The sequence below is a fragment of the Rhodococcus sp. P-2 genome, assembly GCF_016598535.1.
GTDB lineage: Bacteria > Actinomycetota > Actinomycetes > Mycobacteriales > Mycobacteriaceae > Rhodococcus_F > Rhodococcus_F baikonurensis.
In genome coordinates this window covers 2,089,283-2,113,044 of record NZ_CP066779.1, presented here as the reverse complement: position 1 = coordinate 2,113,044, position 23,762 = coordinate 2,089,283, and the positions used below count along the sequence as shown (strand labels likewise).

Genomic DNA, 23,762 nt, shown 5'->3' with positions numbered 1-23,762 from the left:
GAAGCCGATATGAGCACGTCTGACATCTGGGTCGGGAGCAATCCGATCTCGATGGTGGGTACGCGGAGTGCAGGTTTCGCGGCAACGAGGCTTCGCGCCCTTGCCGGCGACGGCGCCTTTGCTCAGCTCGTTCGTTTTGCCCTTGTCGGCGGAGCCAGCAACATTCTCTACTTCGCAGCTTTCCTGGCGCTGCGCGGTGACGGAGCGCTGGTCGCCAACGCAGTCGGTGCGGTCTTGAGCACCATTTTGGCCAATGAGCTGCATCGCCGGCTCACCTTCCACGCCGCGGATCGCGTCAACTGGTTCACCGCGCAGTGGGAAGGCGGTGGTCTCGCACTGGTCGGGCTGATCGCCAGTTCCGCTGCCATCAGTGCGCTCGGTTTCCTGTTGCCCGGTGCGGATGGGCTACTTCAAGCGGGCCTTGTAATCGCAGTGAGCGGAATTGTCGGTGGCCTGCGATTTGTCGCGCTTCGTGGCTGGGTTTTCTGAGCGGTTCTCGAGTTCGGACCGGAACGGTTCGTAGGGAACACTGTGACCCATGAGCCTTTCGATAGCCGATTCCGGCGTCCATCTGGCTGTGCTCTGCATCGTCATGGCGCTTGTGGCCACACTGGTCTATCGATTCGCTCACCTCGGTAGCATTCGCGTAGTTCCCGGCGCGCTCGCGCGTGGCGCCCTCCAATTGGCTGCTGTTTCGTTGATTCTTGCCGCCGCCCTGGCTCACATCTGGTCAGCGCTCCTCGTGCTCGTCGGCATGTTCGCCGCAGCGTCGTTCACCGCTGCACGACGCTCCGGCGCAGGAACTTCCGGAGTGTGGCTGACCGTCGCGTTGGCGTCGGGAATCGGTGTTGTGCTGCCACTGATGCTGTTGTCCGGAGTGGTTCCCGTCGAGGGCGTCGCTCTGGTTCCGATCGGCGGAATCGTCATGGGCGGCGCCATGACAGCTACGTCGATGGCAGCCAAACGTGGACTCGACGCGGTTGACGATCGATACGGGGAAGTGGAAGCGGCACTGAGCCTGGGATTCTCGCAACGCGACGCACGGTGGGAAGTCGCCCGCACGGCTGCGTCCGACGCCCTCCTGCCCGGAGTCGACCAGACCCGAACCGTCGGTCTCGTGACATTGCCCGGAGCATTTGTCGGTGTGTTGCTCGCGACGGGGTCGGCTGTTCAGGCCGGTGCGGTACAGATTCTCGTCCTGGCAGGGCTGTTGTTGGCGCAAACTTGCTCGGTGGCTGTGGCTTTGGAGCTCGTCGCCCGCGGCTTCGTCTTTCGAGGTGAATCCGTCAGGCCTGCGCGAGTTCGTTGATCTTGTCGCTGCGAAGGACACGGTCGGGCAGATCGGGCGCGTTCGCGGCGAGTGCGATCATTGCCTTGCCGATGTTCTCACTGGTGGTCACGCTGCTGGGCCAGACCTTTCGCAGGAGCGGGTACAGGGGCACGGAGACCTGATAGAAAACCTTGTACCACCACGTCTTCGACGGTGATCCCGGCCGCGGACGGATGAATCCCGGCCTGAGGATGTAGGTCTCGAGGGGGAGAGCGAGCAACGCATTCTCGGTCGCGCCGCGTACCCGCTTCCACATGGTCTTGCTGGTTTCGGTGGAGTCGGCGCTTTCGCCGGATACGTAGACGAACACCATCTGCGGATTCACGCGCGAGAGCGTTGTGGCGGCGGCGAGGGTGATGTCACGCGTGATGCGCGTGTAGTCGGCTTCGTTCATTCCGGCAGAGGACACACCGAGACAGAAGAAGCACGCGTCGGCGCCGGACAGATCGGTTTCGATTGCCGAGAAGTCCAGTAGGTCACGGTGAACGATGTCGACGATCTTCGGGTCGGTTGTACCGGCGGGATTGCGGCCGACGGTCACGACCGTGCCGATTCGCGGATCGTCCAGGCATTCGCGCATGACGCTGTTGCCGACCATTCCTGTTGCCCCGAAAATAACGACCTTCATTGTGTTTCCCCCGGTGTCGGTTCTGCTCTTCCGTGATGCGCACACTACTGAAGGGTTTGGATCCCCCGGTCCGAGAGTGGCCAACTGAACGCTTGACCTGCATTTATGGGTCCATTTTGATCCGACTCGTGACCAAAGTCCCTACAAACCGGCTGGACGGTTGGCTGAAAATAGTTTTATGAGCGAAGGAGTTGATGAAATACACGTGCTCGGGTCGGAGTCCGCGGGTCGGATGATCGAGGCGTCGACCATCATCGTCCTGGGTGCGCTCTGTGCCGTCGTCGCAGGTTCGGGCGTGTTTATCGTCATCGGCTCGATCGGTGGATTTGCCCGCCTGCTCTATCTGGTCGTGCGGGCGCCGATCAACTCTTACTCGGCACCAGGTTCGAATTTCGAGCTGGCGCCTTCGAGAACGTCATGTGGTCGTTGATGCTTCCGAACGTCGAGTGAAGACGATCGAGGATGTAGTTCTGACGCATGTTCCACGGTGACTTCGATCCCTGCTTCGGGAACTGCTCCACCGCACGCATGACATATCCCGAGGCCAGGTCCAAGATCGGCCGCTGATCCATGTTTTCGGTCGCGTGTGGCACGCACTTGGAGTAGCCGCGCTTGTCCATCTCGGTCAGTAGTCGGCACACGTACATCGACGTGAGGTCGGCTCGCAGAGTCCACGAGGCATTGGTGTATCCGACGCACATCGCGAAGTTCGGGACGTCGCTGATCATCATGCCCTTGTAGACGTAATGATCGCCGAGGGTGACGGGTTCACCGTCCACGTCGATCGAGATCCCACCGCACGCTTCCATCTTCAATCCTGTTGCAGTGACGATGATGTCGGCTTCGATTTCGCGCCCTGACGCGAGACGAATCCCGTTCTCGGTAAAGGTGTCGATGTGATCGGTCTCGATCGAGGCCTTGCCGGATCGGAGGGCTTTGAACAAATCGCCGTCGGGTACGACGCACAAGCGCTGGTCCCACGGATCGTAGCTGGGTGTGAAGTGCGGATCGAGTGGGATCTCCTCCGGGAGTTGACGACTGATCGCGAGATTCAACAACCTCTTTGCCCGCGCTGGACTGCGTCGGCACAGTTGGTAGAAACTCAGGTTCACTACGACGCTCTTCCATCGAGCGATGCTGTGCGCGAGTTGATTCGGCAACACCGCGCGGATGGTGTCCGAGACTTTGTCGCTGGACGGCAGTGCCAGAATGTACGTCGGTGATCGCTGGAGCATCGTGACATGGCTTGCGTCCCGCGACATGGTGGGCACCAAAGTGACTGCGGTGGCGCCGCTTCCGATCACCACGACCTTCTTGTCGGAGTAATCGACTTCGTCGGGCCAGAATTGCGGGTGCACTACCTCGCCGGCAAACGATTCGCGACCGGGGAAGTCGGGGGTGTATCCGCCCTCGTAGCTGTAGTAACCGCTGCAGAGATAGAGGAAGTTACAGGTCAGTGTTTCGTCTTCGTCATCGGTGGTGACGGTGACCGTCCACGTCGAGTCCGCTGACGACCATGATGCTGCCGTCACCTTCCGGTTGTACCGAATCTTCTTGTCGATTCCGTTCTCGCGAGCGGTGTCACGGACGTACCGGAGGATCGAATCACCGTCGGCGATGGCCTTGGCATCGGTCCACGGGCGAAACGGGTAGCCGAGCGTGAACATGTCGGAATCCGAACGGATGCCGGGGTACTTGAAGAGGTCCCAGGTTCCGCCGCTGTTCGCACGGGCCTCGAGGATTGCGTACGACTTTCCGGGGAGCTCGGTCTGAAGTCGATACGCAGCACCGATGCCGGACAAGCCGGCGCCGACGATCAGGACATCGAGGTGTTCGGTGCTCATCAGTTCGGACTCCGTATCGATTGCGCGGTCACCGGCCGGGAAGGTGGTCGAACTCCACACTACTGAACGATGCTCAGTAAGGCGAGGATGTCCATGCGATCTTCGGCGGCCGGACCGCCGCGCATAGGGGTTTACCTGCGGCGTCAGTGAGGCCGAGGTTTCCGTGAAGCACGCCGGAACCGTCGGTCTCGGCAATGACGTGCTCGGGGATCGCGTCGAACATCAGCTTTGCGCGCCGAAACATCTCGAAGGTCTGGTCTTCGGACACCGTCACCCAGGACAGGTAGATGAAGCGTCCGCGCGGTGGGCCTTGGATGTACGGACCGAGAATGTCCCAGGCACCGGCCTTTTGCTCCAGGTTCGCGGTCAGTTCCCACCGCGCTGTCTCGGCGTCTCCTGGTACGAGCTCGAGAATTTCGTGTGGCTTGCCTCGACGCTGAATGCCGACGTGGATGTTGCTTCGCCCCTCGAAGGTTGCGGTTTCGGAACAATCACGCCCGGGCAGGCTGTGGCCGGTGATGATGATCTGCATATCGACATCATGCTCTGCACTGATCGGGAGGGATTGGCGTGGTGAGTCGTTCGGGTAGAACCTTTGTTGCCGCCGTGGTGGCGAGCATTCTGTTGTCGAGTCTTGGGTGGGGGACAGGTGCTGTCGTGGCGACGGCAGACGAACAGGTAGTCGCGGGCGCGTTGGAGTCTTATAGCGAACTCTCGGCTGCAGTGTTTCCGCTCGGCACCGGTGCGGCGCAGCGTGTCGTGTATCGAACTCTGCGTACCGCTGACAGGTGGGGAGACTCGTCGGGGTCGGTGTTTCTGCCGGAAGGCGAACCCCCGGCGGGCGGTTGGCCCGTCATCTCCTACGCCCACGGGACTCTGGGTAGTGCGGATCAGTGTGCGCCCTCGTCGACCGGATTCGGTCCGGGCGAGATCGAACCGATCGAACGCTGGTTGCGCGAGGGGTACGCAGTAGTCGCCACCGACTACTCAGGTCTGGGTACAGACGGGGTACTCGCGTATCTCGACGGACATGCCGCCGGCGCAAATGCTGTCGACATCGTACGGGCCGCACATGAGTTGTACGGGAACGTGCTGAGCCCGCGGTGGATGGTGGCAGGTCTGTCCGAAGGTGGGCACGCGGCGTACTTCGCGGGACACGAGGCCTCCTCTCGTGCACCGGAATTGGATTTCCGTGGTTCGGTTGTCGTCGCAGGACCCACGCATATGGAAGGTCTGTTTCCGCTGGCGGGCCGCTGTTTCCCGATATCGGCATCACGGGATTGGTGGGATACGCGCTGTATGTCCTGGCTGGGATCGACGACCAGCGGCCCGAGGAGAACATTCGCGAGGTTCTCTCGCCACTGGGAATCGAGTGGATGGAAAAGGCTCGAGGCTTGTGCGCCGGAGATCTCGGCCGACAGATTCGAGCTGAGCGAATCCAGTTGAACTCGTTGTTTTCTCGGTCGGTGTGGACGCCGCGTTTCCACGATCTGTTTCGCGAGATGATGCAGGTGCCGGTGGACGGCTACGACCGTCCGCTGCGCGTGGTGCAGAGCGTGTCGGACACGACGGTCCCGTCGCGCTCACCTGGGCGCAACTGGCCGACATGCGTACGCGAGGAACGCAATTCGAGTATCAGGAGCTCAGTGGGATCAGCCACGGCCAAACGACGGTCGCGTCGATGGACCAGACCATGGAGGTCATCGATCGTTTGATGAGGTGATGTTTTGGTTGTGTGGTTGTTCAGTGTGGTTGTTCAGTGTGGTCGTTCAGCGCATTCGTCGCGGGCCGTAGTCGTGGCCGCCGTTGGCGAACCACACGATTGCCGCAATCGCGTACAGGATGCAGACAAGGAGTAGTAGCCCGCCCGCGATCCACAGTGAGATCTGACCGAGTCGTTTCACTCGATCGGACGCATACCGCGATCCCGCGACATCGCCGTCGGCCCACAAGGGATACACGTTGAAGGCATGAGTGAAGGCGGCGAAGGAGAGCGGCCAGAAGAACAGCAGCGATACCACTGCCCAACCGGCATTGACAGGTGGTCGAATCGGGTGCTGAGGAACGGATTGCTGAACGGTGGGTTGATCCGGGGTCGTCATGGGAGCTCCTGACATGAGATGGCCCTTACGACGCTACTGCGATGGAGCTGAAGAATCACTGAGTGTGCGTGATCAGCCGTAGTGCCAGTCGCGATCCATTTTCCGGAAGTACGGGAAGAGTGTGGCTTCCTCGAAATCGAGATGCGACTGCATATGGTCCGCCAACTCGGCTATTGCGGAGTGTGCCCGGCTGACCGTGGAGGACTCGGTGCTCAGTGCGAGTGTCGCGCGCTTGGCTTCCGACACGATCTCCCCGACGAGCTTGTGCTCGGCCTGCAATCGTTCGACCGCAGGTGTCAACTCGGGAAAGTTCTTGGTCATCACCGGGAACATCCGCTGATCCTCGATGGTGTGGTGCAGAGTCAGCGTGTTGCAGTAGAAGTCGCAGTTGACCCGCAATTGCCAAACGAAATCCGCGATCGTCAGATTGTCGATCATCTCGGGTATCCGAGTCAGGTCGGCGGTTTCGTCCGACAACAGTTGCAGGGCATTCTGGAGTACCTCGATATCGGCTCGCAGAGGTTCGTGAACTTGGCGTAACTGATCGATCATCCTCAGACCGGCGGATGTTGCCATGCTGTGCGAATCAGGGGCGCTCACGTCAGCACTGTTCGGTTCCGCTCCGCAAGCATCCGAGCTACGGGGAGAACGTCGTTTGCTGCCATCTCGATTCGCTCGAACACCTCGGGGTTGAGGATCGTGGTTCCGTCGAAATCACCTGAGCTGAGATAGATCCCGACAGGAGCGGTGAGCGCTTGAAAGAATGCAAACAAGGGCCGCAGGGCATGATCCAACACGAGAGCATGGCGGTCGCTGCCACCTGTCGCGGCAAGTATCACCGGGGTGTTGGCGAGCGCGTACTGATCGACGAGATCGAAGAAGTGCTTGAACAATCCCGTGTAAGAGCCGCGGAAAACCGGTGACGCGGCGATGACGATATCCGCGGACTCGACTGCAGCCAGGGCTTCGGCAGTGGCAGGGTCGACCTGACTGCGATCCAGAGCAGTTGCGAGCCCGGGAATCAGATCCACGATCTCGATGACCCGTGCGTCGATCCGCTCGAAGTCACTGAACGTTTCGACGATCAGATCGACGAGAGCGCGAGTCTTGGAAGGCTTCTGAAGGTTGCCGACAACGGCGACAACTTTGAGTGGTGTGCTCACCGAAACTCCTATTTCTCAGACGATTTCAACGATTCGATTTCCTTGCGCACAACGGGGGCTACCTCGGTGCCGAGGATCTCGATCGAGCGGAGCATGTCCTTCTGCGGAACATTGCCGAAACCCATCTGGATCATGATGCGGTCGTGGTGGAACAGCTCGTACTGCGCCATCGTCTTGTCGATGATTTCTTGCGGGCCACCGAGGAAGAAGGCACCCGCGGTGGTTGCCTGCGCTTCGTATGCCCTGCGCGGCATGGGAACTCCGTTTCCGCGCTGATGATGGTTCTGCATCCAGCCGGCCTGGAAGTACGGATAGGACGTATCGAGTGCTGTTTGCTTCGAGGTGTCGACAAACCCCGGCGAAGCAATAGAGACAGCGAGCTTCTTCGGATCATGTCCGAACTCTGCTGCAGCCCGGCGGTACAGATCGACGAATGGTTCGAACTGTTGGTAGCTCCCACCGATGATCGCAAGCGACAGGGGCAGGCCGAGTTTCGCCGCACGGACTACCGAGGCCGGGGTACCTCCGACCGCGATCCACACAGGAATCTGGCGATCCGGACGAGGTGTCACGTCACCGTCGATCAGTGGTGCGCGAAGTTGGCCCTCCCAGTTGATCGGGTTCTCGTCACGCAGTTTCAGTAGTAGGTCGAGCTTTTCGGCGAAGAGTTCGTTGTACCGGGAAAGGTCGTACCCGAAAAGCGGAAACGACTCCGTGTAGGAGCCTCGGCCGGCAATGATCTCGGCGCGACCTTCGGAAAGCAGATCGACCGTCGCGAACTGTTGGAACACGCGGACGGGATCGTCGGAACTGAGCACGGTGACCGCGCTCGACAGCTTGATGTTGTCGGTAGCCTGAGCCATTGCTGCAAGCACAACTGCAGGGGCCGAGACTGCGAAGTCGGTGCGATGATGCTCGCCGACGCCGAAGACATCGAGTCCTACCTGATCTGCAACGGTTGCCTGTTCGACCAAATGGCGAAGGTGCACACCGGGATTCATCATCGCGCCGGTTGTGGGATCTGGCGTGAGTTCACCGAAATGGTAGACGCCCAATTCGAAAGCCATGTTGTTTCTCTCTATCTGTTCGTGGGGGTGATCGAAAGATGCTCGGCGTGCGCCTCGCATGCGCCACTGTGATTCGTGTGGCGAGTGACAAGACGGGAGAAGAAGCGGTCGAGTGCCGGAAGCTCTTCAGGTTCGATGAGATCGGAAAAGTACTCGGCGATTCCACGCGTGTGTATGGCGGACGCAGTTCGAAGTGTCTTCTTGCCCGCAGGCGTCATCGATACCGTCACAACGCGTCGATCGTTGTCCGGTCGAATGCGCTCCACCAGTCCCGACTCGACCAATCGATCGACGACGCGCGTCACACCGCTGGTGGTGACCAGGACGAGCTCGGCCAGATCACCCATTCGGATGGTGTTTCCGGGAGCTTCGTGCAGGCGGAGTAGGACGTCGTACTGACCAAGGGTGAGCCCGGTGGTAGTCCGAAGATCTGCCTCCATCTTGCCGAGGATGACGCTGTGGGAGACGACGAGGTTGCGCCACACGCGGCCACGTACGTGTTCATCAGTTGGCATCGGTGACGTCCTCCGTTTATTTGCGATCGCAAGTATTGCTTACTCAAATAATACGCTCGGAGAGGTCGAACTATTCCCTGTCGTCATTTCTGCTGGTTGCGGGTATTGACTCGAACTGGTGTTCGAGTATGATTTTGGGAGGGGATCGGGGGATTCAATGAGTGTTCTGTTGTCGGATGTGGTGTCTGGTTCTGCGGTGGGGTTACGCGGACGTCTGTGGCAGTTGACGGCTGCTGAATTGCGGGCTGCTGCGGTGTCGGCGAGTGCGGAGATTCTGCGTCTCGAAGCCGTGCGCGTGGCGGTGGTCGACGAGTTGTCGTTGCGCCCGGATGATCAGGTGATCGCCAGTCGCGGAGTGGGTGCGTGGTTGGCGGCGAACACGATGCTGCAGGTGCGGGACGGGAAGAAGATCGCCGCCCTCGGTGTTGCGCTGCGGCCGTTTCCCGCGGTGGCAGCTCGGTTCGATTGCGGGGATTGTTCGTTCGAGCACGCCGTGTTGATCGTCTCGTTTTGTGAGTCGCCGCCGAAGGGGATGCCGGACGAAGCGATGCCTCGCTGCATCGACTTGTTGTTGGCTGCCGCCTCCGGTGTGGAAGCAACGACCACGAAGGTGCGGAACGTCATCGCGACGTTGGAGCGAATCTTCGAATCCGATGAAATTCCACCCGCCGAAGACGTCGACCGCAACGAACTCCGCATCGCGTCGACGCTGAACGGTCGAGTGGTGGTGCGTGGCGATTTCGACGCCCTCACCGGCGAAATGCTGCTGTCGGCTCTGTCGAATCTGACGATGCCCACCCCGGCACCCGATGGGACGCCGGATTCTCGTTCGGCGGCGAAGCGGACCGCGGACGGGTTCACCGAACTGATCCGCCGCTATCTGGACTGCGCCAAGACCGGCATGGATGGTGGGCAGCGGCCGCACGTGAACGTGCACATCAATGCCCGGGATCTCGCCGAGCACCGCGACTGCGCAGCGACCCCCACTGATGGTGGTGGGTCTGTGTCGGATCTCGATGTGGGGCACATGCCCTGGCTCGGACCACTCTCGGTGTCACAGACCAGGCTTCTCGGGTGCGACTGCTTCCTGTCCACTGTCCTACTCGATGATCACGGAGCGCCGCTCGATGCGAAACCCGGAAAACGGTTGGTCACCGCCGAACAACGCGTCGCGCTGATCGCGAGAGATAAAGGCTGCGCGTGCCCCGGCTGCACATGCGTGCCGGCATGGACGGATGCGCACCATATTCGGCATTGGGCCAACGGCGGGCCGACGGTGATGAACAACCTGGTCTTGCTGTGCCGTTCGCATCATCGGTTGATGCACCGTAAATCCGGGTTCGTCGGCAAGTGGGAGATCCGGATCGGGGTCGACAACAAGCCCTGGTTCATCCCGCCGCCGTCGATCGACCCGAAGCGGCACCCGCGGCCGGCGAACACCACCTTCACAACCTGAGAAGAGTTCGGGCACAACAGAACATGGCCGAGCACCGCATCGAAGAGATCCTCCGATGCGGTGCTACAGACCGTGGGTGGAGTCGAATCAGCGATTCGAGCGTTTCTGTCGGTACATCTCTGCATCAGCCGCATCCCAAGTCTCGGAAAAACTCTGGGACATAGAAAAGTCCGCCCGCCCGACCGAACAGCGCACCTCGGCGCGCCGGAAGGACTGCTCCAAACGCTCGATCAGGTAGTCGACGGTGTGCGGTTGCGTGTCGGACAGAGCGATTCCGAACTCGTCTCCGCCCAACCGCGAAACTACGGCGCCTGGGTGCGCGCATGCTGCCAGGATTTCACCCGCCCGTTGGACGTACTCGTCACCGGCGGCGTGTCCGCGTTCGTCGTTGATGGTCTTCATGCCGTCGAGATCGATGATGATGATTGATCCAGGGTCGGCGAATTGGCGGTATCGCGTTTGCTCGGCTTCGAGGAAGCGGTCCCATCCACGACGATTGAGAAGGCCGGTCAACGGGTCGGTCTCTGCATCGAGTTGCGCAGTTTCGGCGAGGCGAACCGACTGCGCTCGCTGATAGTCGATGTCGAGAATGGTTCCGAGAAGCCGGCACAGGAGTGTGAGTAGCGCTTCATTGTCCTCGAGACCGGAATCGCCTGTGGTCGGGTCGGCGCCGCACAGCGTTCCGAAGAGGCTGCCGTCGCTGTGCAGAATTGGAATGCTCACGTAGGCGCCAATCCCTTCCCATCTGTCATCTCGGGAAAGCGCGGGTACGAGTTCTCGGTTGGACGAGACCGGTGGCGCATTTCCGCAGACGACCTCACTACACATGGTGTTCTGCCACACTCGCGTCTCCCCGACTTCGATGTGAAGTGGGTTGGGAGAGACGGTCAGAAATATCTGGTTCGCGCCGTCGAACCGTGTGATCGACCACAGCGCGAAGGGGAGGTGGTCGTCGAGATAGGAGACGATCGAGCGACTTGCCTGGTCGAAATTAGTCAACGGCGGCAGGAGTGGCATGGATGGGAATGCCGATGACTGGATGGTGCGCGCCTGACCGTGCGACATTGTTTACCTCCTGATCGACAGTCCGATTCTGTCGACCTTTGGGTTCTTGGTCCCGTGTACGACATATCTCCCATGGACAGTCTGCCTCGAGAATCCTGCGATTGCTGAAAGTGTGCTGTGATTCTTCAGGCCGCGAGGACGGCAATCGAAAGCAGCCAGCTAATCTTCCGGTATGGAGCTGGCGCGGGGAGCAAACACGATCATTGACGGAACGTCGTTGAAAGTGGCGGTGAGCGGTAGCGCCCCGGGCACGGTGGATCTGATGGTGTTCCAACTCGATGATCGCAGCAAAGTGCGCGGTGACGCCGATTTCATCTTCTTCAATCAGCCGGTCTCGCCAGAAGGTGCGGTGCGGCTGGAGGCGGGCGGCGTCATCGAAATCGACACGACGAGGTTGCCCGCTGACATCCACCAGCTGAGTGTGGCCGTGGCGTTGGATTCGGCGGCAAGCGGGACACTTTCTGCAGTCCGTGACATGGGCGTCGTGGTGGAGCAGGCAGGTTCCACAGCCATTGTGGCTCCCGCTTTGGGGTTGACGACGGAGAGGGCGGCGGTCCTCGTCGAGATCTATCGCCGCGGCGCGAGCTGGAAACTGCGGAACGTGTCGGCGGGTTGGGACAGTGGATTGGCAGATCTGGTCACTGCCTTCGGCGTTTCTGTCGACGAGGAACCGCAGACCCGACCGGCAGGCTCCGATGAATCGCCGGGCGGAATTCGGAGCGTGCCTGACGAGGCAAAACTCTCGATGGTGAAGCGAGAGAAGCTGGATCTGCGAAAGCGTGAGGTGGCCAAGGTCCTGCTGACCAAGGGCGGCAACGGAATTCGCGCGCGAGTAATCCTGGTGATCGACAAAACTGGGAGTATGGCCAAGCAGTACCGCACCAGGGTGGTCCACCGCGTTGTGGAACGGATGGTTCCTGTTGCGATCCAACTCGACGACGACGGCAAACTCGAGCCGTACTTGTACGCGGTCAGCTTCGCCAAGCTTCCTGAGATCTCCGTGCATGACGCGGAAGCGTGGTCGGACACCTACCTGCACTTGCGAGGATCACACGGCGGTGTCAACTACGACAAGATCGGCGCGGTCAATCGTGAAGTGCCGATCATGACGGAGATAGTCTCCGGCCTGACACGTGGTTCGGCGCCCACGCTTGTCCTGTTCTTCACCGACGGCGGTTTCAGCGAGCGCAAGGAAATCACGAAGTTGATGCGCGAAGCGTCTGGGCTTCCCGCCTTTTGGCAGTTCGTCGGAATCGGCAAGGCCAACTACGGAGTGCTCGAGAAGCTCGACGACCTCGACGGCCGGGTGGTCGACAATGCCGGATTCTTCGCGCTGGACGACATAGACACCGTCGACGACGCCCAGTTGTACACCCGATTGCTGAGTGAATTCCCGGATTGGCACAAGGCGGCGGTTGCCGCGGGCATCACGACGCCGTGATTCAGTTGGTCGAAACCAGCTGCGGTGCATTCTCTTTCAAGAACTCGTCGATGAATGCCCAGGTGGAGTCTCTCGCGGTGGGGCCGGCAACGAGTCCGAGGTGACTACCCGGTGCCTTCTCGAACCGGACCGACTGCGCTCCGGTGAGGACCGACGTGATTGCTTCCACCGAAGCGATGGGTGCAATCACGTCAGTCGTGCCGCCGACTGCGAGAACGGGAACGCTCAGAGCTGACAGTTTGATCTCGCGTCCGGCGAGCGTGACGGCGTCGTGGAAGAGGTAGTTGCCGAGCATGAGTTGTTCGCAGATCTGCTGAAACGCCTTGCCCGGGTATCCAGGCATGGCCGCCATGAACTTGTCGATCGATTCCATGCGAGCCAGAGTCTCGGTGTTGTGGAGGTTGCGCACGATGAACCATGGCTTGAGCACTTCGCGTTGTAGCGCCGTCACCTTGTAACTCGCCTGAACGAGTGGGGCGGGCAGTCCGCCGACGAGATTGGTCGCGGAGGTGAGCGGGGTGTCGCCGGTGTATTTGCCGATCAGCCTCAACGGGCTGATAGCGGGAATCTTCGTGTAGTCGATGGGCGTTCCGATTGCCGTGATCGATGCGATCGGAAGGTCGGAGTGGGCGGAGCCCGTGAGCAGAGACATGGTCCCGCCGAGGCTCCATCCGATCAGCGAAACAGGTGCCCCGTCATGTAGGTCCGAGATGGTGCGGATCGCTTCGGGGATGATGTCGTCGACCCAGGCCTCGAAGCCCATTCCGCGGTCGGAGTACCGCATTGTTCCGTAGTCGAGAAGATAAGGAGTGTTGCCGCCGTCCAATAGGTGTGCGGCGATGCTCTGGCCTGCACGAAGGTCGTAGCAGTCAGCTGAAACTGCGAGCGGCGGTACGAGGAGAACGGGGTTGCCTTTGGGCGTCCACAAGGCGCCGAAGCGATACAGGTCGCGGTGTGGACCTTCTCTGATCAGGACAGACGGGGTGCGTTCGGCCTTCTCGACACCGTCGCCGAACGAGAGTCCCCACGCGTTGCGCGCCGCGGTGTCCAGCGTCGGACGCCATGTCGCGATCAAACCACTGATATCCAGCACTGGTTGCCCCTCGGAGTCGGATCGATGGACGGCTGAGTCAGCCGCGCCCGGTGTATGTTACCTGCCTTCACATACATCGACCCTGGGGGTGTAGAAACCCAGCTCGGCAACGGAGCCACCGTGCCGAGCTGGGTTGATCGGGGCTACGCAGCAATCAACAAGCAGCGATCACCAAGCAGCGATCACCAAGCGGCGACCATCAGGCCGGGACGATCAAGCCCGATGCCGTCGTGGCCGTTGCGTAACGCTGTGCAACGTCTTCCCAGTTGATGACGTTCCAGTAAGCCTTCACGTAGTCGGCCTTGACGTTCTTGTACTGCAGGTAGAAAGCGTGCTCCCACATGTCGAGCATGAGCAGAGGGACGATACCGATGCTGATGTTGCCTTGCTGATCGGTGAGCTGCTCGATGACCAATCGCTGCCCGATCGTGTCGTAGGCCAGTACGGCCCAGCCGGATCCCTGCAAAGTGGTTGCTACAGCGGAGAAGTGGTTGACGAATGCGTCGAAGGAGCCGAAGTGCTCGTCGATCGCGGCTGCCAACTCGCCCTCTGGTCGTTCACCGCCGTTGGGGGAGAGGTTCTTCCAGAAGATCGAGTGATTCGTGTGGCCGCCGAGATGGAAGGCGAGGTTCTTACTGAGCAGCGGCGCCTTCGCGGAGATCGTGCCGTCCTCACGCGCAGCAGCCAACTGCTCGATTGCGCTGTTGGCGCCCGCCACGTACGTGGCGTGGTGCTTGCTGTGGTGCAGTTCCATGATCTCGCCGGAGATGTGGGGCTCGAGCGCGGCGTAATCGTAATCCAGCTCGGGGAGAACGTATTCAGTCATGTGACATGCCTTCCTTTGAGGAGATATTGTGCGGGGACAGGTTTCGGTACGTTCGATCGTGATAGACCAGCGGCTCCAAGACCTGCTGAGGATCGATGACGTCGACTACGCGGGCGGTGACGATTACTGCGGAGTCACACTTGTTGGCAGTCAGAGGAACCGCGCGTAGAGCGTGGCCCGTGCCGTGCAGAAATGGTTCACCGGTCGGCAGAAACGACCAGGGCATGTCGTCCCCGAAGCGCACCGCGCCGCGGGTCGCAAACGTGGAAGCCAGTCGCTCGTTCGTCGAATTCGCCAGGTGAACAACAAAACTGCGGGCGGAAGCAATGACGCTGGCAGAACCTCGCAACGACTGCAGTGAGAATGCCAGAACTGCCGGATCGGCGCTGATCGAGATCACCGACGACGACGTGATGCCGGCCGGACCGTCATCGCCGGTTGCCGTGATGATCAGACTCCGGCGGGATGGTTTCGGAACGCTTCTACGAAGGAGCTCCGTATGGACGGCTCCAAATCGACAGGACGATCCGAAACAGATTGAGTGCCAACCAGTTTTGTGGTCACTCCTCGCACCTCTTTTGCATCGGGTTTTGCTGTCGTTGCACTGTCTTGTGCAACACCGACGTTAAAACCTCGAGTGCAGTTGAGGTCAAGGTGCTGTGGCGGACCTCACCGTCCGAGCTTTGTTGCCAGACGTTCCATGTATCCGACAACCTCTTCGGGGCTCTTGTCCGGAGTGCCGAACATTGCCTCGGTGACACCGATGTCTGCCCAGTGGGCAAGCTTCTCCGGATCGGGTTTGCCTGCCAAGACCGTTATTTCAGGCTCGCCGACCCTACCTGCTTCGGCCCAGATCTTTCGAAGCAGTTCTACGTTTCCGGCGATCTCCTGCTCGATGGGTGTAGTGATCCAGCCGTCGGCAGACTTGGCGATCCACTTGAACGTCTTCTCGTTGCCGCCGCCGCCCAGGAGGATCGAGGGGCGAGGCTTCTGAACTGGCTTGGGCCAGGCCCAACTCGGGCCGTACTTCACGAACTGGCCGTCGTACGACGCTTCTTCCTTCGACCACAGTTCGCCCATGGCTTCGAGGTATTCGCGGAGTGCGGTCCGGCGTTTGTTGGGCGGTACGCCGTGGTCTGCGAGTTCCTCTGCATTCCAGCCGAATCCGACACCGAAAACCACGCGACCGTCGGAAAGGTGATCCAGCGATGCGATGGTTTTCGCGAGAGTGATCGGATCGTGTTCGAGGGGCAGGGCCACCGAGGTGCCCAGTCGGATGGTGCTCGTGACCGAAGCCGCGGTACCCAGGGCGACCCAGGGGTCGAGTGTGCGCATATAGCGGTCGTCGGGTAATTCTGCCGACTGGGTTCCGGGGTGATCGGAGTCCCTCGAAACCGGGATGTGCGTGTGCTCCGGGACGTAGAAGGCGTCGAACCCGTTCGCCTCCGCAGCCTTCGCGGCATCGGCAGGGCGGATGCCGCGATCACTGGTGAACAGGCTGAGTCCGTAGCGCACTGGTTCTCCTTCGATGGTCCGTTCGAAAAACTGTAACCTGTTGCATCTGCGTTCGGATACGTTTCTCGCCCAGAAAATCGCTGCGACCGTCGCTCCCGGCAGTCACAAAGGAGAGATCGGCGCCTCCTCGATTCTGCATCTGCAGTGCAATTCCGGTCAGTATTCGTTGTGGCTCCGTGATGCTGCCGCCGGCCGGAGAAAGTTCGACCGAGTCCTTCTTCGTACGGAACGGTGATCTGGCTACCTGATCTCGACGAGTGGGCCGAGGGCATTGCCGCTGTTCTGGCGCCGAACGGTCGATTCGTTCTGGTGGAGTTCCATCCGTTTGCCATGCGTTTCGACGAGAAGTGGTTCCTGGCATACCCGTACGGAGGCGGGACTCCCATGACCGAAGCCGGTGGCGTTGGCGACTACGTCGCAGATTCAACCGACCTCGTCTTGCCGGGCGCTCCGGGAGTCGGAGTCGAGAACGCCGAAAATCCCTTCCCCTCATGTGAATTCAACTGGTCTAGTGCCGAGGTGCTCGGCGCTGCGCGGCGTCCCGGATTGACGATCGAGTCATTCGACGAGTATCCGTACGCCAACGGTCGGCAAGGATTCGAAGAGATGACCCAACTCGGCGACAAGCGTTGGGGAGTCCCGGCCGGACGTCCGGAGATCCCGCTGATGTATTCGCTGTCTGTTCGCTTGGCCGACGGGGGCCTATTTCCCCCGCATTTGCGGGTAATTGCCGACACAGGTACTAATTACCCCCATGCCCACGACGCCACTGACACGACGCATCGCCGTCGACCTGTGCCGTCTTGGTGCCAACTGCTGTTGCTGTTGATTCCTGCCGACTCTCCTGAGTGAGAATGGCGCCTCTCTGCGCGCCTTCGTCCTTGCATATGCGCTCGTAGCTGTATATGTGCCGGAATTTCCGTACGTCGAGGAAGAAACAGCGATGTCGACTTCTGTCGAAGCAATAGAACCAACGCCGGTCCCGGAACCGGGTCGTGAGCCGCGCCGGCCGTGGACTTCGAGTGTGACCACCGTCGGACTGCCGGTGCTCTCGGTGATCGCATTCCTGGCTTTGTGGCAGGTCGCCGCTGCCAGCGGGACCTGGAGCGAGACCTTCGTTCCGTACCCGAGCACGGTCTGGCATGCCTTCGTCAACACGATGACCACGCACGACGGAGTGCGTGGCTACCAGGGGTATTTGCTCTGGGAGCACCTGTACATGACGCTGCGACGGGTGTTGGTCGGCGTCGTCATCGGCGTCGGCTTGGGTGTGATCCTCGGCTTGGCCATGGGATCGGTGACATGGTTGCGGAGCCTGCTCGAACCATGGTTGACGTTCCTGCGCGCATTGCCGCCCTTGGCGTACTTCTTCCTGCTGGTGATCTGGCTGGGAATCGACGAGGCACCGAAGATCACCCTTCTGGCGCTCGCTGCGCTCCCGCCGGCAGCAGTGGCCACCACAGCTGCTGTTGTCGCGGCGCCTGTCGGACTGGTCGAAGCGGCCAGGGCGTTGGGAGCCTCACGAACGCAAGTGATCCGAGACGTAGTCGTGCCGTCGGCGTTGCCGGAAACTTTCACGGGCATTCGGTTGTCGGTAGGTATGGCGTACTCGTCAGTGGTTGCGGCCGAACTGTTCAACGGCATTCCCGGAATCGGCGGAATGGTCAAGGATGCAAGCAATTACAACAACACTCCGGTAGTGCTGGTGGGGATCTTCGCCATCGGATTCTCCGGTTTGATCATCGACGGACTGTTGCGGGCTGCTGAGCGCCGCGCCGTTCCCTGGAGGGGAAAAGTATGACTGACAATCAGAAACACGCCAGCAGCAATCCGAATCGCAGCAGTAACTTGACACGCAATGAGGGAAGAGCTTCCCGGACGGCGTTCACCGTACTGATCGGTGTCCTCGCTCTCGTCCTCGGCGCGTGCTCGGTGGATCATTCCGGCCAGGATTCGTCCAAGGAGACGATACGCATTGCCTACCAGTCCTTCCCGAGCGGCGACTTGATCGTCAAGAACAATCGCTGGCTCGAAGACGCTCTGCCCGAGTACAACGTGAAGTGGACGAAGTTCGATTCGGGAGCCGACATCAACACCGCCTTCATAGCCGGTGAAATCGACTTCGGTGCAATCGGTTCGAGTCCGGTCGCTCGTGGACTCTCGGCGCCGCTGAACATCCCGTACCAGGTCGCGTTTGTTCTCGACGTGGCGGGTGACAACGAAGCCTTGGTGGCGCGCAACGCAACCGGAATCAAGACCGTGGCCGATCTGCGTGGCAAGAAGGTGGCAACGGCCTTCGCGTCGACCGCTCACTACAGTCTGCTGGCAGCTCTGAACCAGGCCGGACTCAGTGCCGATGACGTTCAGTTGGTGGATCTCCAGCCGCAAGCGTCACTGGCCGCTTGGCAGCGCGGTGACATCGATGCCGTCTACACCTGGTTGCCCACGCTCGACGAACTTCGCAAGGACGGAACACAGTTGATCGCCAGCCGCGAGCTGGCGACGGCAGGAAAACCGACACTGGATCTGGGTGTGGTGTCGACGTCGTTTGCGAAGGATCACCCCGAGATCGTCGACACCTGGCGCCAGGTTCAGGCCCGTGCGCTCACGACGATCGCCACTGATCCGAACGCGGCAGCGGAAGCTGTTGCCGCGCAATTGGGCGCATCCAAGGAAGACGCGGCAGCGCAGCTGAAGCAGGGTGTGTTCCTCACTCCTGAGCAGATCTCGTCGCCGGAGTGGCTGGGTACCGAAGGCTCTCCCGGGAACCTGGCGGTGAACCTGCAGAGCGCAGCGCAATTCCTCGCTGAGCAGAAGCAGATCGACAGTGTGCCTGATCTGACGGTCTTTCAGAATGCTCTCTATGTGAAGGGGCTTCCCGATGTCCTTGACCAGTAGCGTGACCGCGCAGCAGGCCGCGGGAGAATTCGCTGCCGACCGCCCTGGCGCGATCCGAATCGACACTGTCTCACGCCGATACGGCCACGGCCGAGAGTCCGTGACGGCACTGGGGCCGGTATCGATCGACGTCGCACCCGGTGAGTTCCTGGTCCTCGTCGGAGCGTCTGGTTGCGGCAAGAGCACATTGCTGCGGCTGATTGCAGGATTCGAAAACCCTTCCAGTGGAACGGTCCAGGTATCTGGATCCGACCCGATTCCCGGTTCGAGTGCGGGTGTGGTGTTTCAGCAGCCACGGCTCTTCCCGTGGAAGTCGGTGGGCGGCAACATCGATCTGGCACTCAGATATGCCGGGGTGGCAAAGGGCGAACGCGGACGAAGGCGCGAGGAGTTGCTCGACCGCGTCGGGCTGGGCGGTACAGCGGACCGGCGAATCTGGGAGATCTCCGGCGGCCAGCAGCAGCGGGTGGCCATTGCCCGGGCATTGGCGGCCGAAACCTCGTTGCTCCTGTTGGACGAGCCATTTGCCGCGCTGGACGCACTCACTCGCGAGCGTCTGCAGGAGGACCTCCGCAACGTCAGTGCCGAATCGGGCCGAACGAGTGTCTTCGTCACTCACAGTGCCGACGAGGCAGCCTTTCTCGGCTCCCGGGTCGTGGTCCTGACAAGTAGGCCGGGCAAGGTTGCGCTCGATCTGAAAATCGATCTGCCACGAACAGGTGTCGATCCCGACGACCTGCGCGGCTCACCCGAGTATGCGGCATTCCGAGCCGAAGTCGGCCACGCGGTCAAGGTCGCCGCTGCAGCGTAGGTACCCTGCGCGTCGACTTCCAGGTGGCCGCGTCGATAATAGGAAGGAGAACGTGCAGGACACGACGAACAAGGAGTGGTCATGGCAACTGAGGTGGAGTCCGGTGACCTCGTGCAGGCAGCCGGCCATGCGGGTCCGTGGACGGTAGTCGAAGTTCGCCAGGGAATGGCGCTGCTCGAACACAGTGACGGGCACAGGTTGTCGCGTCGAACGACGACGCTGACCGTTGTCCGCAAGGGTTCGGGCAAGAAGACGACGGCCGTCGAGGACGGTAACGACGAAAACGGATCGCCTACCCTGTTCGACTGAAGCTGCTGTTCGACTGATCTCCTTCAGTCCGAGAAGACGTCAGCCTGAGACGGCGTCAGCTGGAGAAAATGTCGTCGACGCGTTTTTCGAAATACTCGGCGATTCGGAATGCCAGTGACAGACGGGGGTCGAAGTGGCCCTTCTCGATCGAGATGACGGTCTGGCGGGTGATGCCGAGCGCGTCGGCGCACGCTTGCTGTGACAATCCGGCTGCCGTCCGAAGTTCTTGGAGATTGTTGCGCATCAGATCTCGATTGTGGGGGTGCGGTCCCTCGACACTGCCCAGTACCGGATTCCGAAGTCGGCCAGACCGAGAGCGGTGAATATCAGGAGCGGTAGTTCGGGTGCTCCGAAGACGTTGTGCGCGATCAGTGCGATTCCCATGGCAGTGATCAAGTCGGTGAACGCGCCGAATCCGGCCTTGCGACTCCATTCTGTTTCGACGGTGTCCTCGGGGTAGGCGGGGGCCTTGTTGTTCTCCGAGGGGAAGAGAGCCCACACCGATCCGATGCAAGCCGGTGCCATGACTAGTGCGAAGACGATGAAGGTCAACGTCTTCCGGTCATCGGCGGTCAAGGCTGCGAGAAGACTGAAGGACAGCGTTACTGTGACGCCGATACCGATGATCAGGCTCCACCGTGCCGTGGTGCTCATGAAGCCTCCCGGATGTAAGAGTTCTTTGACATGGATGAGCGTAGATCCGCGTACGTCGCATGTCAAAGAACTCTTACACCACGCTGCGGGTCAAGCGATTCCGAAAGGCGCCGCGTATGAAAACTTCCCCGTCTGATCGGCGCGGTGCGCGGTGAGTGTCCTGACCTGAAAGTGAGCGCCCCACTCGGCTTCCGGAGACTCGATTCCGGCGTCCGTGCTGGTGACGAATCCGAACCGCGGGTAGTACTCGGTGCTGCCCAGAAGTGCGATCAGTGGCACGTCCAGAGCGTCGCACGCACCGATCACCGCGTGCATCAGTGCCGAACCGACGCCACTGCGCTGGTTGCCCGGTGTGACCGCCAACGGGCCGAGACCCACCGCTTCCACGTGGCCGACCCATCCACGAGTTCCGATCACGAAACCGACGATCTCTTCGCCGGCCACGGCGACCAGTGACAGTGTTGGCAGGTAGTCGTCCGAGGCGAAGAGTTGACGTGTCAGTTCGATCTCGTAGGCAGGCTCGCCGGGCGCTGCCTGGTCGGCAAATGCCGCTCCGAGTAGTGAGTAGACGGCGTCACGGTCGGAAGAAGTTTCGCGGCGGATGTACATGGCCACGAAACTACCCGGTTCACTTCGGATTGCGCTCCCCGTTTTCGGCCTGCCTGGCCACGCGCTTTTCGTAATCCGCACGCCCGTTGGGATCTACCGACGTCAGTGCGCGACGATCGTCGACGACTCGGCGTCCGATGTTGATCATCCATTCGGGTACAACAGCATCGACGAGGTCCCAGCCGGCAAGGTAACGCGGCACAGTAGTTTCGGCTCGTCGATGAGCGACCGTGTCGACGACGGCTCTGGCCACGACTTCGGGTTCAACTGTCGGCATGCCCTTTCCGAGAGGCACACCGGAGGAGAGTCCGGTGCGCACCGCGCTGGGCAGGACAGCGCTGACGCTGACTCCGATATCTGCGAATTCGACACGGGCAGAGGCAGAAAGGCCCACCGCGCCGAACTTGCTTGCGTTGTACACCGCCATTCCCGGTACCGGTAGCTTGCCTGCCATGGATGCGATGTTGACGACGTGGCCTCGTCGTCGATCCACCATGCCGGGCAGCACGGCGCGCATCCCGTGAATCGGGCCCCAGACATTGACGTCGAGGGTGACTCGACTGGTGGCGTCGGACTCGTCGAGGAAGCCGCCGAGCGGCATCACGCCCGCATTGTTGACCAGAATGTCGATGTGACCGAATTCGCCGATCACTGTGGAGACGAACACATCCCAGGATTCGCGTGAGGTGACGTCCAGAGCGTAGCCGCGGGCCCGTGCGCCGATGGATGCGGCGGTGTCCACGGCTGTCTCCTCGTCGAGGTCGCCGACGCATACGAGTGCGCCGCGAGTTGCGAACAACTCGGCTGTGGCCCGGCCGATTCCGCGGCCACCGCCGGAGATGACGACGACTGCTCCGTCGAGATCGATCGGCGGGTAGGTGGTGCCGAAAAGACTCATGTCGTGTACTCCGGTTCGAGGGTGGTGGTGGGCTCAGTGGCCGTGTCGTCGGACGCAGGGTTGTCGGACAACGTGTGGTTGTAGGCATATGGATCGAAGGCCCGTAGCCGCCGACGCATGGCCCCTGACGACCACGGCCAGTTGAAGCTGTTGCGGCCGTTGACGTCGAAGAAATAGCTTTCGCAACCACCGGCGTTGTAGACCGTGGTTCCCAATGCCTCCTGAACTTGAGAGTTGAAGGCTGCCTGCACTTCCGGGCGCACGTCGATAGTTTTCCAGCCGTGCCGACGAGCGTGGCCGATCGCCTGCGCCACATAATTCAGTTGGGCTTCCAAGATCATGAAGGCCGACGTGTGTCCGGTGCCGAGGCTCGGGCCCAGCAGAATGAACGCGTTGGGGAATCCGCTGACGGCGGAACCGAAGTACGCCTGCGGGCTTCCCTGCCAATGATCGTCGAGGGATCGACCTTCTCCGTCGAATACCTTGGATGCGATGGGCATGTCGAGGATGTGGAATCCCGTGCCGAAGATGATGGCGTCCACTTCCGATTCCGCTCCGTCGGCGCCGATCACGGTGTTGCCGTGGATCTCTTCGACCGCGTTGGCATGGACGGTGACGTTGGGTCTGCCGAGGGCCGGGTAGTACGAGTTCGACATGAGCAGTCGCTTGCAACCGAGCGTGTAGTCGGGAGTCAGCGCCTTGCGCAGCTTCGGATCGCGCACCTGCAAGCGCAATTGGGCCGACCCGAGTTTCTGCACGATACGCAGGATCCACGGATTGCGGAACCCCAATCCCAGCGTCTCCATGATTCCGTATTCGATGCTGCGCAGGGCCTTGTGCGCTCCCGGTACGAACCGCATGACGGACCTTTCGATGCGCGGTACGTAGTGATCGGGTTTGGGAAGAACCCATTGAGCGGTTCGCTGGTAGAGGTGAAGTGTGGAGACCTCTGAGACGATTCGCGGAACGAATTGGACGGCGGAAGCGCCGGTACCCACGACAGCGACGCGTTTTCCGCTCAAGTCGTAGTCGTGATTCCACTGCGAGGAATGAAAAACTTCGCCCTCGAACGTTTCCAGTCCGGGAATCGCCGGCGTCAAGGGTTCGTTCCACGGACCAGCAGCGGCTATCACGAAGCGAGCAGTGAGTTCACCGCTGGAAGTTGTTATTTTCCACAGTGATTGCGGCGCATCCCACTGTGCGGAGAGCATTTCGACCCCGAAGCGAACGTGTTTGTCGACGCCGTGGCGGACGGCCGTGTCCTCGATGTATTCGCGGATCTCCGGCTGCTCCGCGAACAATCGCGTCCAATCCGGATTGGCGGCAAAGGAGTACGAGTACAGCCCGGACGGAACATCGCACGCGCAACCGGGATACGTGTTGGCGCGCCAGGTGCCGCCGAGGGACTCGGCCTTTTCGAGCAGGACGAAATTGTCGATCCCGAGGCGCTGAAGATGGATGGCTGCGCCGATTCCGGAAATTCCGCCGCCGATGATCACGACCTCGAAGTGGTCAGATTCGTTGTTCACTGAGACTGC

General features: G+C 60.9%; 29 protein-coding genes. 11 read left to right on the top strand and 18 right to left on the bottom strand.

Annotation, left to right across the window (positions count from 1 at the left end; translation table 11 throughout):
- Positions 1-51: 51 nt before the first annotated feature.
- Together I7X09_RS10010 and I7X09_RS10005 are read left to right on the top strand one after the other, a co-directional pair.
- Positions 52-489, top strand: a complete 438-nt coding sequence (locus I7X09_RS10010; protein WP_020908979.1) for a GtrA family protein — start codon at positions 52-54, stop codon at positions 487-489.
- A gap of 49 nt (positions 490-538) precedes the next feature.
- Positions 539-1,309 (top strand): ABC transporter permease, encoded by a 771-nt coding sequence (locus I7X09_RS10005; protein WP_095968626.1) that lies wholly within the window; start codon positions 539-541, stop codon positions 1,307-1,309.
- On the opposite strand, the gene I7X09_RS10000 is transcribed toward I7X09_RS10005, so the two are convergent.
- From I7X09_RS10000 to I7X09_RS09990, 3 genes are all read right to left on the bottom strand, one after another.
- Entirely contained in the window at positions 1,287-1,958 is a 672-nt protein-coding gene (locus I7X09_RS10000) for an NAD(P)H-binding protein (RefSeq protein ID WP_095968627.1), read from the bottom strand. The genes I7X09_RS10005 and I7X09_RS10000 overlap by 23 nt on opposite strands.
- Before the next feature lie 362 nt (positions 1,959-2,320).
- Positions 2,321-3,802, bottom strand: a complete 1,482-nt coding sequence (locus I7X09_RS09995; protein ID WP_200316590.1) for a flavin-containing monooxygenase — start codon at positions 3,800-3,802, stop codon at positions 2,321-2,323.
- A 73-nt stretch (positions 3,803-3,875) separates the two neighbouring features.
- A complete protein-coding gene (locus I7X09_RS09990; protein WP_095968628.1) occupies positions 3,876-4,334 on the bottom strand; it encodes a DUF5990 family protein in 459 nt (152 codons plus the stop codon).
- A gap of 161 nt (positions 4,335-4,495) precedes the next feature.
- Here I7X09_RS09990 and I7X09_RS09985 point away from each other — a divergent pair, with 161 nt between their 5' ends.
- Both I7X09_RS09985 and I7X09_RS29385 read left to right on the top strand, forming a co-directional pair.
- Positions 4,496-5,248 (top strand): alpha/beta hydrolase family protein, encoded by a 753-nt coding sequence (locus tag I7X09_RS09985; protein ID WP_234036872.1) that lies wholly within the window; start codon positions 4,496-4,498, stop codon positions 5,246-5,248.
- A 22-nt stretch (positions 5,249-5,270) separates the two neighbouring features.
- Positions 5,271-5,525 (top strand): hypothetical protein, encoded by a 255-nt coding sequence (locus tag I7X09_RS29385; RefSeq protein ID WP_234036871.1) that lies wholly within the window; start codon positions 5,271-5,273, stop codon positions 5,523-5,525.
- Between the two features lie 46 nt (positions 5,526-5,571).
- Here the strand turns inward: I7X09_RS29385 and I7X09_RS09980 are convergent, their stop codons facing one another.
- The 5 genes from I7X09_RS09980 to I7X09_RS09960 form a co-directional block, all read right to left on the bottom strand.
- Positions 5,572-5,904, bottom strand: a complete 333-nt coding sequence (locus I7X09_RS09980) for a CD225/dispanin family protein (protein ID WP_095968630.1) — start codon at positions 5,902-5,904, stop codon at positions 5,572-5,574.
- 72 nt (positions 5,905-5,976) lie between these two features.
- Positions 5,977-6,504, bottom strand: coding sequence for a hemerythrin domain-containing protein (locus tag I7X09_RS09975; RefSeq protein ID WP_095968631.1), 528 nt, complete (start codon positions 6,502-6,504; stop codon positions 5,977-5,979).
- Positions 6,501-7,067: an FMN reductase gene (msuE, locus tag I7X09_RS09970; RefSeq protein WP_095968632.1), complete on the bottom strand. Its 567-nt coding sequence runs from the start codon at positions 7,065-7,067 to the stop codon at positions 6,501-6,503. Before msuE ends, I7X09_RS09975 begins: the two co-directional genes overlap by 4 nt.
- Before the next feature lie 8 nt (positions 7,068-7,075).
- Positions 7,076-8,134: an LLM class flavin-dependent oxidoreductase gene (locus I7X09_RS09965; RefSeq protein WP_200316588.1), complete on the bottom strand. Its 1,059-nt coding sequence runs from the start codon at positions 8,132-8,134 to the stop codon at positions 7,076-7,078.
- Between the two features lie 11 nt (positions 8,135-8,145).
- Positions 8,146-8,649, bottom strand: coding sequence for a MarR family winged helix-turn-helix transcriptional regulator (locus I7X09_RS09960; protein WP_200316586.1), 504 nt, complete (start codon positions 8,647-8,649; stop codon positions 8,146-8,148).
- A gap of 157 nt (positions 8,650-8,806) precedes the next feature.
- Between I7X09_RS09960 and I7X09_RS09955 the strand changes: the two genes are divergently transcribed.
- The gene (locus I7X09_RS09955) at positions 8,807-10,105 is read left to right on the top strand and encodes an HNH endonuclease signature motif containing protein (RefSeq protein ID WP_200316584.1); all 1,299 of its coding nucleotides are present in this window, start codon (positions 8,807-8,809) and stop codon (positions 10,103-10,105) included.
- Between the two features lie 87 nt (positions 10,106-10,192).
- On the opposite strand, the gene I7X09_RS09950 is transcribed toward I7X09_RS09955, so the two are convergent.
- Complete coding sequence (locus I7X09_RS09950) at positions 10,193-11,170, bottom strand: GGDEF domain-containing protein (RefSeq protein WP_200316582.1); 978 nt, start codon at positions 11,168-11,170, stop codon at positions 10,193-10,195.
- A 172-nt stretch (positions 11,171-11,342) separates the two neighbouring features.
- On the opposite strand from I7X09_RS09950, the gene I7X09_RS09945 reads away from it, so the two are divergent.
- Complete coding sequence (locus I7X09_RS09945) at positions 11,343-12,611, top strand: vWA domain-containing protein (protein ID WP_200316580.1); 1,269 nt, start codon at positions 11,343-11,345, stop codon at positions 12,609-12,611.
- A gap of 1 nt (position 12,612) precedes the next feature.
- On the opposite strand, the gene I7X09_RS09940 is transcribed toward I7X09_RS09945, so the two are convergent.
- The 4 genes from I7X09_RS09940 to I7X09_RS09925 all read right to left on the bottom strand — a co-directional run bounded on the left by I7X09_RS09940 (position 12,613) and on the right by I7X09_RS09925 (position 16,045).
- Positions 12,613-13,704: an alpha/beta fold hydrolase gene (locus I7X09_RS09940; protein WP_200316579.1), complete on the bottom strand. Its 1,092-nt coding sequence runs from the start codon at positions 13,702-13,704 to the stop codon at positions 12,613-12,615.
- A gap of 199 nt (positions 13,705-13,903) precedes the next feature.
- Positions 13,904-14,530 carry a superoxide dismutase gene (locus I7X09_RS09935; RefSeq protein WP_200316577.1) on the bottom strand — a complete coding sequence of 209 codons (627 nt, stop codon included), beginning with the start codon at positions 14,528-14,530 and terminating at the stop codon, positions 13,904-13,906.
- Positions 14,523-14,930, bottom strand: a complete 408-nt coding sequence (locus I7X09_RS09930; protein WP_234036870.1) for a flavin reductase — start codon at positions 14,928-14,930, stop codon at positions 14,523-14,525. The genes I7X09_RS09935 and I7X09_RS09930 overlap by 8 nt, the downstream gene beginning before the upstream one ends.
- 269 nt (positions 14,931-15,199) lie before the next feature.
- Positions 15,200-16,045 carry an LLM class F420-dependent oxidoreductase gene (locus I7X09_RS09925; RefSeq protein ID WP_200316575.1) on the bottom strand — a complete coding sequence of 282 codons (846 nt, stop codon included), beginning with the start codon at positions 16,043-16,045 and terminating at the stop codon, positions 15,200-15,202.
- 231 nt (positions 16,046-16,276) lie between these two features.
- Between I7X09_RS09925 and I7X09_RS09920 the strand changes: the two genes are divergently transcribed.
- From I7X09_RS09920 to I7X09_RS09900, 5 genes are all read left to right on the top strand, one after another.
- Positions 16,277-16,897 carry a hypothetical protein gene (locus tag I7X09_RS09920; protein WP_234036869.1) on the top strand — a complete coding sequence of 207 codons (621 nt, stop codon included), beginning with the start codon at positions 16,277-16,279 and terminating at the stop codon, positions 16,895-16,897.
- A gap of 91 nt (positions 16,898-16,988) precedes the next feature.
- Positions 16,989-17,846 (top strand): ABC transporter permease, encoded by an 858-nt coding sequence (locus I7X09_RS09915; RefSeq protein ID WP_200316574.1) that lies wholly within the window; start codon positions 16,989-16,991, stop codon positions 17,844-17,846.
- On the top strand, positions 17,843-18,943 hold the full coding sequence (locus I7X09_RS09910; RefSeq protein WP_095968641.1) for a taurine ABC transporter substrate-binding protein: 1,101 nt from the start codon (positions 17,843-17,845) through the stop codon (positions 18,941-18,943). The genes I7X09_RS09915 and I7X09_RS09910 overlap by 4 nt, the downstream gene beginning before the upstream one ends.
- Positions 18,927-19,754 carry an ABC transporter ATP-binding protein gene (locus I7X09_RS09905; protein WP_200316573.1) on the top strand — a complete coding sequence of 276 codons (828 nt, stop codon included), beginning with the start codon at positions 18,927-18,929 and terminating at the stop codon, positions 19,752-19,754. Before I7X09_RS09910 ends, I7X09_RS09905 begins: the two co-directional genes overlap by 17 nt.
- 81 nt (positions 19,755-19,835) lie before the next feature.
- A complete protein-coding gene (locus I7X09_RS09900; RefSeq protein ID WP_166809216.1) occupies positions 19,836-20,063 on the top strand; it encodes a hypothetical protein in 228 nt (75 codons plus the stop codon).
- A gap of 55 nt (positions 20,064-20,118) precedes the next feature.
- Here the strand turns inward: I7X09_RS09900 and I7X09_RS09895 are convergent, their stop codons facing one another.
- The 5 genes from I7X09_RS09895 to I7X09_RS09875 all read right to left on the bottom strand — a co-directional run bounded on the left by I7X09_RS09895 (position 20,119) and on the right by I7X09_RS09875 (position 23,753).
- Positions 20,119-20,307, bottom strand: coding sequence for a helix-turn-helix transcriptional regulator (locus I7X09_RS09895; protein ID WP_200316572.1), 189 nt, complete (start codon positions 20,305-20,307; stop codon positions 20,119-20,121).
- Complete coding sequence (locus I7X09_RS09890; RefSeq protein ID WP_095968644.1) at positions 20,307-20,717, bottom strand: hypothetical protein; 411 nt, start codon at positions 20,715-20,717, stop codon at positions 20,307-20,309. The genes I7X09_RS09895 and I7X09_RS09890 overlap by 1 nt, the downstream gene beginning before the upstream one ends.
- A gap of 90 nt (positions 20,718-20,807) precedes the next feature.
- Complete coding sequence (locus tag I7X09_RS09885) at positions 20,808-21,326, bottom strand: GNAT family N-acetyltransferase (protein WP_124567834.1); 519 nt, start codon at positions 21,324-21,326, stop codon at positions 20,808-20,810.
- A gap of 19 nt (positions 21,327-21,345) precedes the next feature.
- Positions 21,346-22,224 (bottom strand): SDR family oxidoreductase, encoded by an 879-nt coding sequence (locus tag I7X09_RS09880; RefSeq protein WP_095968646.1) that lies wholly within the window; start codon positions 22,222-22,224, stop codon positions 21,346-21,348.
- Positions 22,221-23,753, bottom strand: coding sequence for a flavin-containing monooxygenase (locus tag I7X09_RS09875; RefSeq protein WP_200316571.1), 1,533 nt, complete (start codon positions 23,751-23,753; stop codon positions 22,221-22,223). Before I7X09_RS09875 ends, I7X09_RS09880 begins: the two co-directional genes overlap by 4 nt.
- Positions 23,754-23,762: the final 9 nt, after the last annotated feature.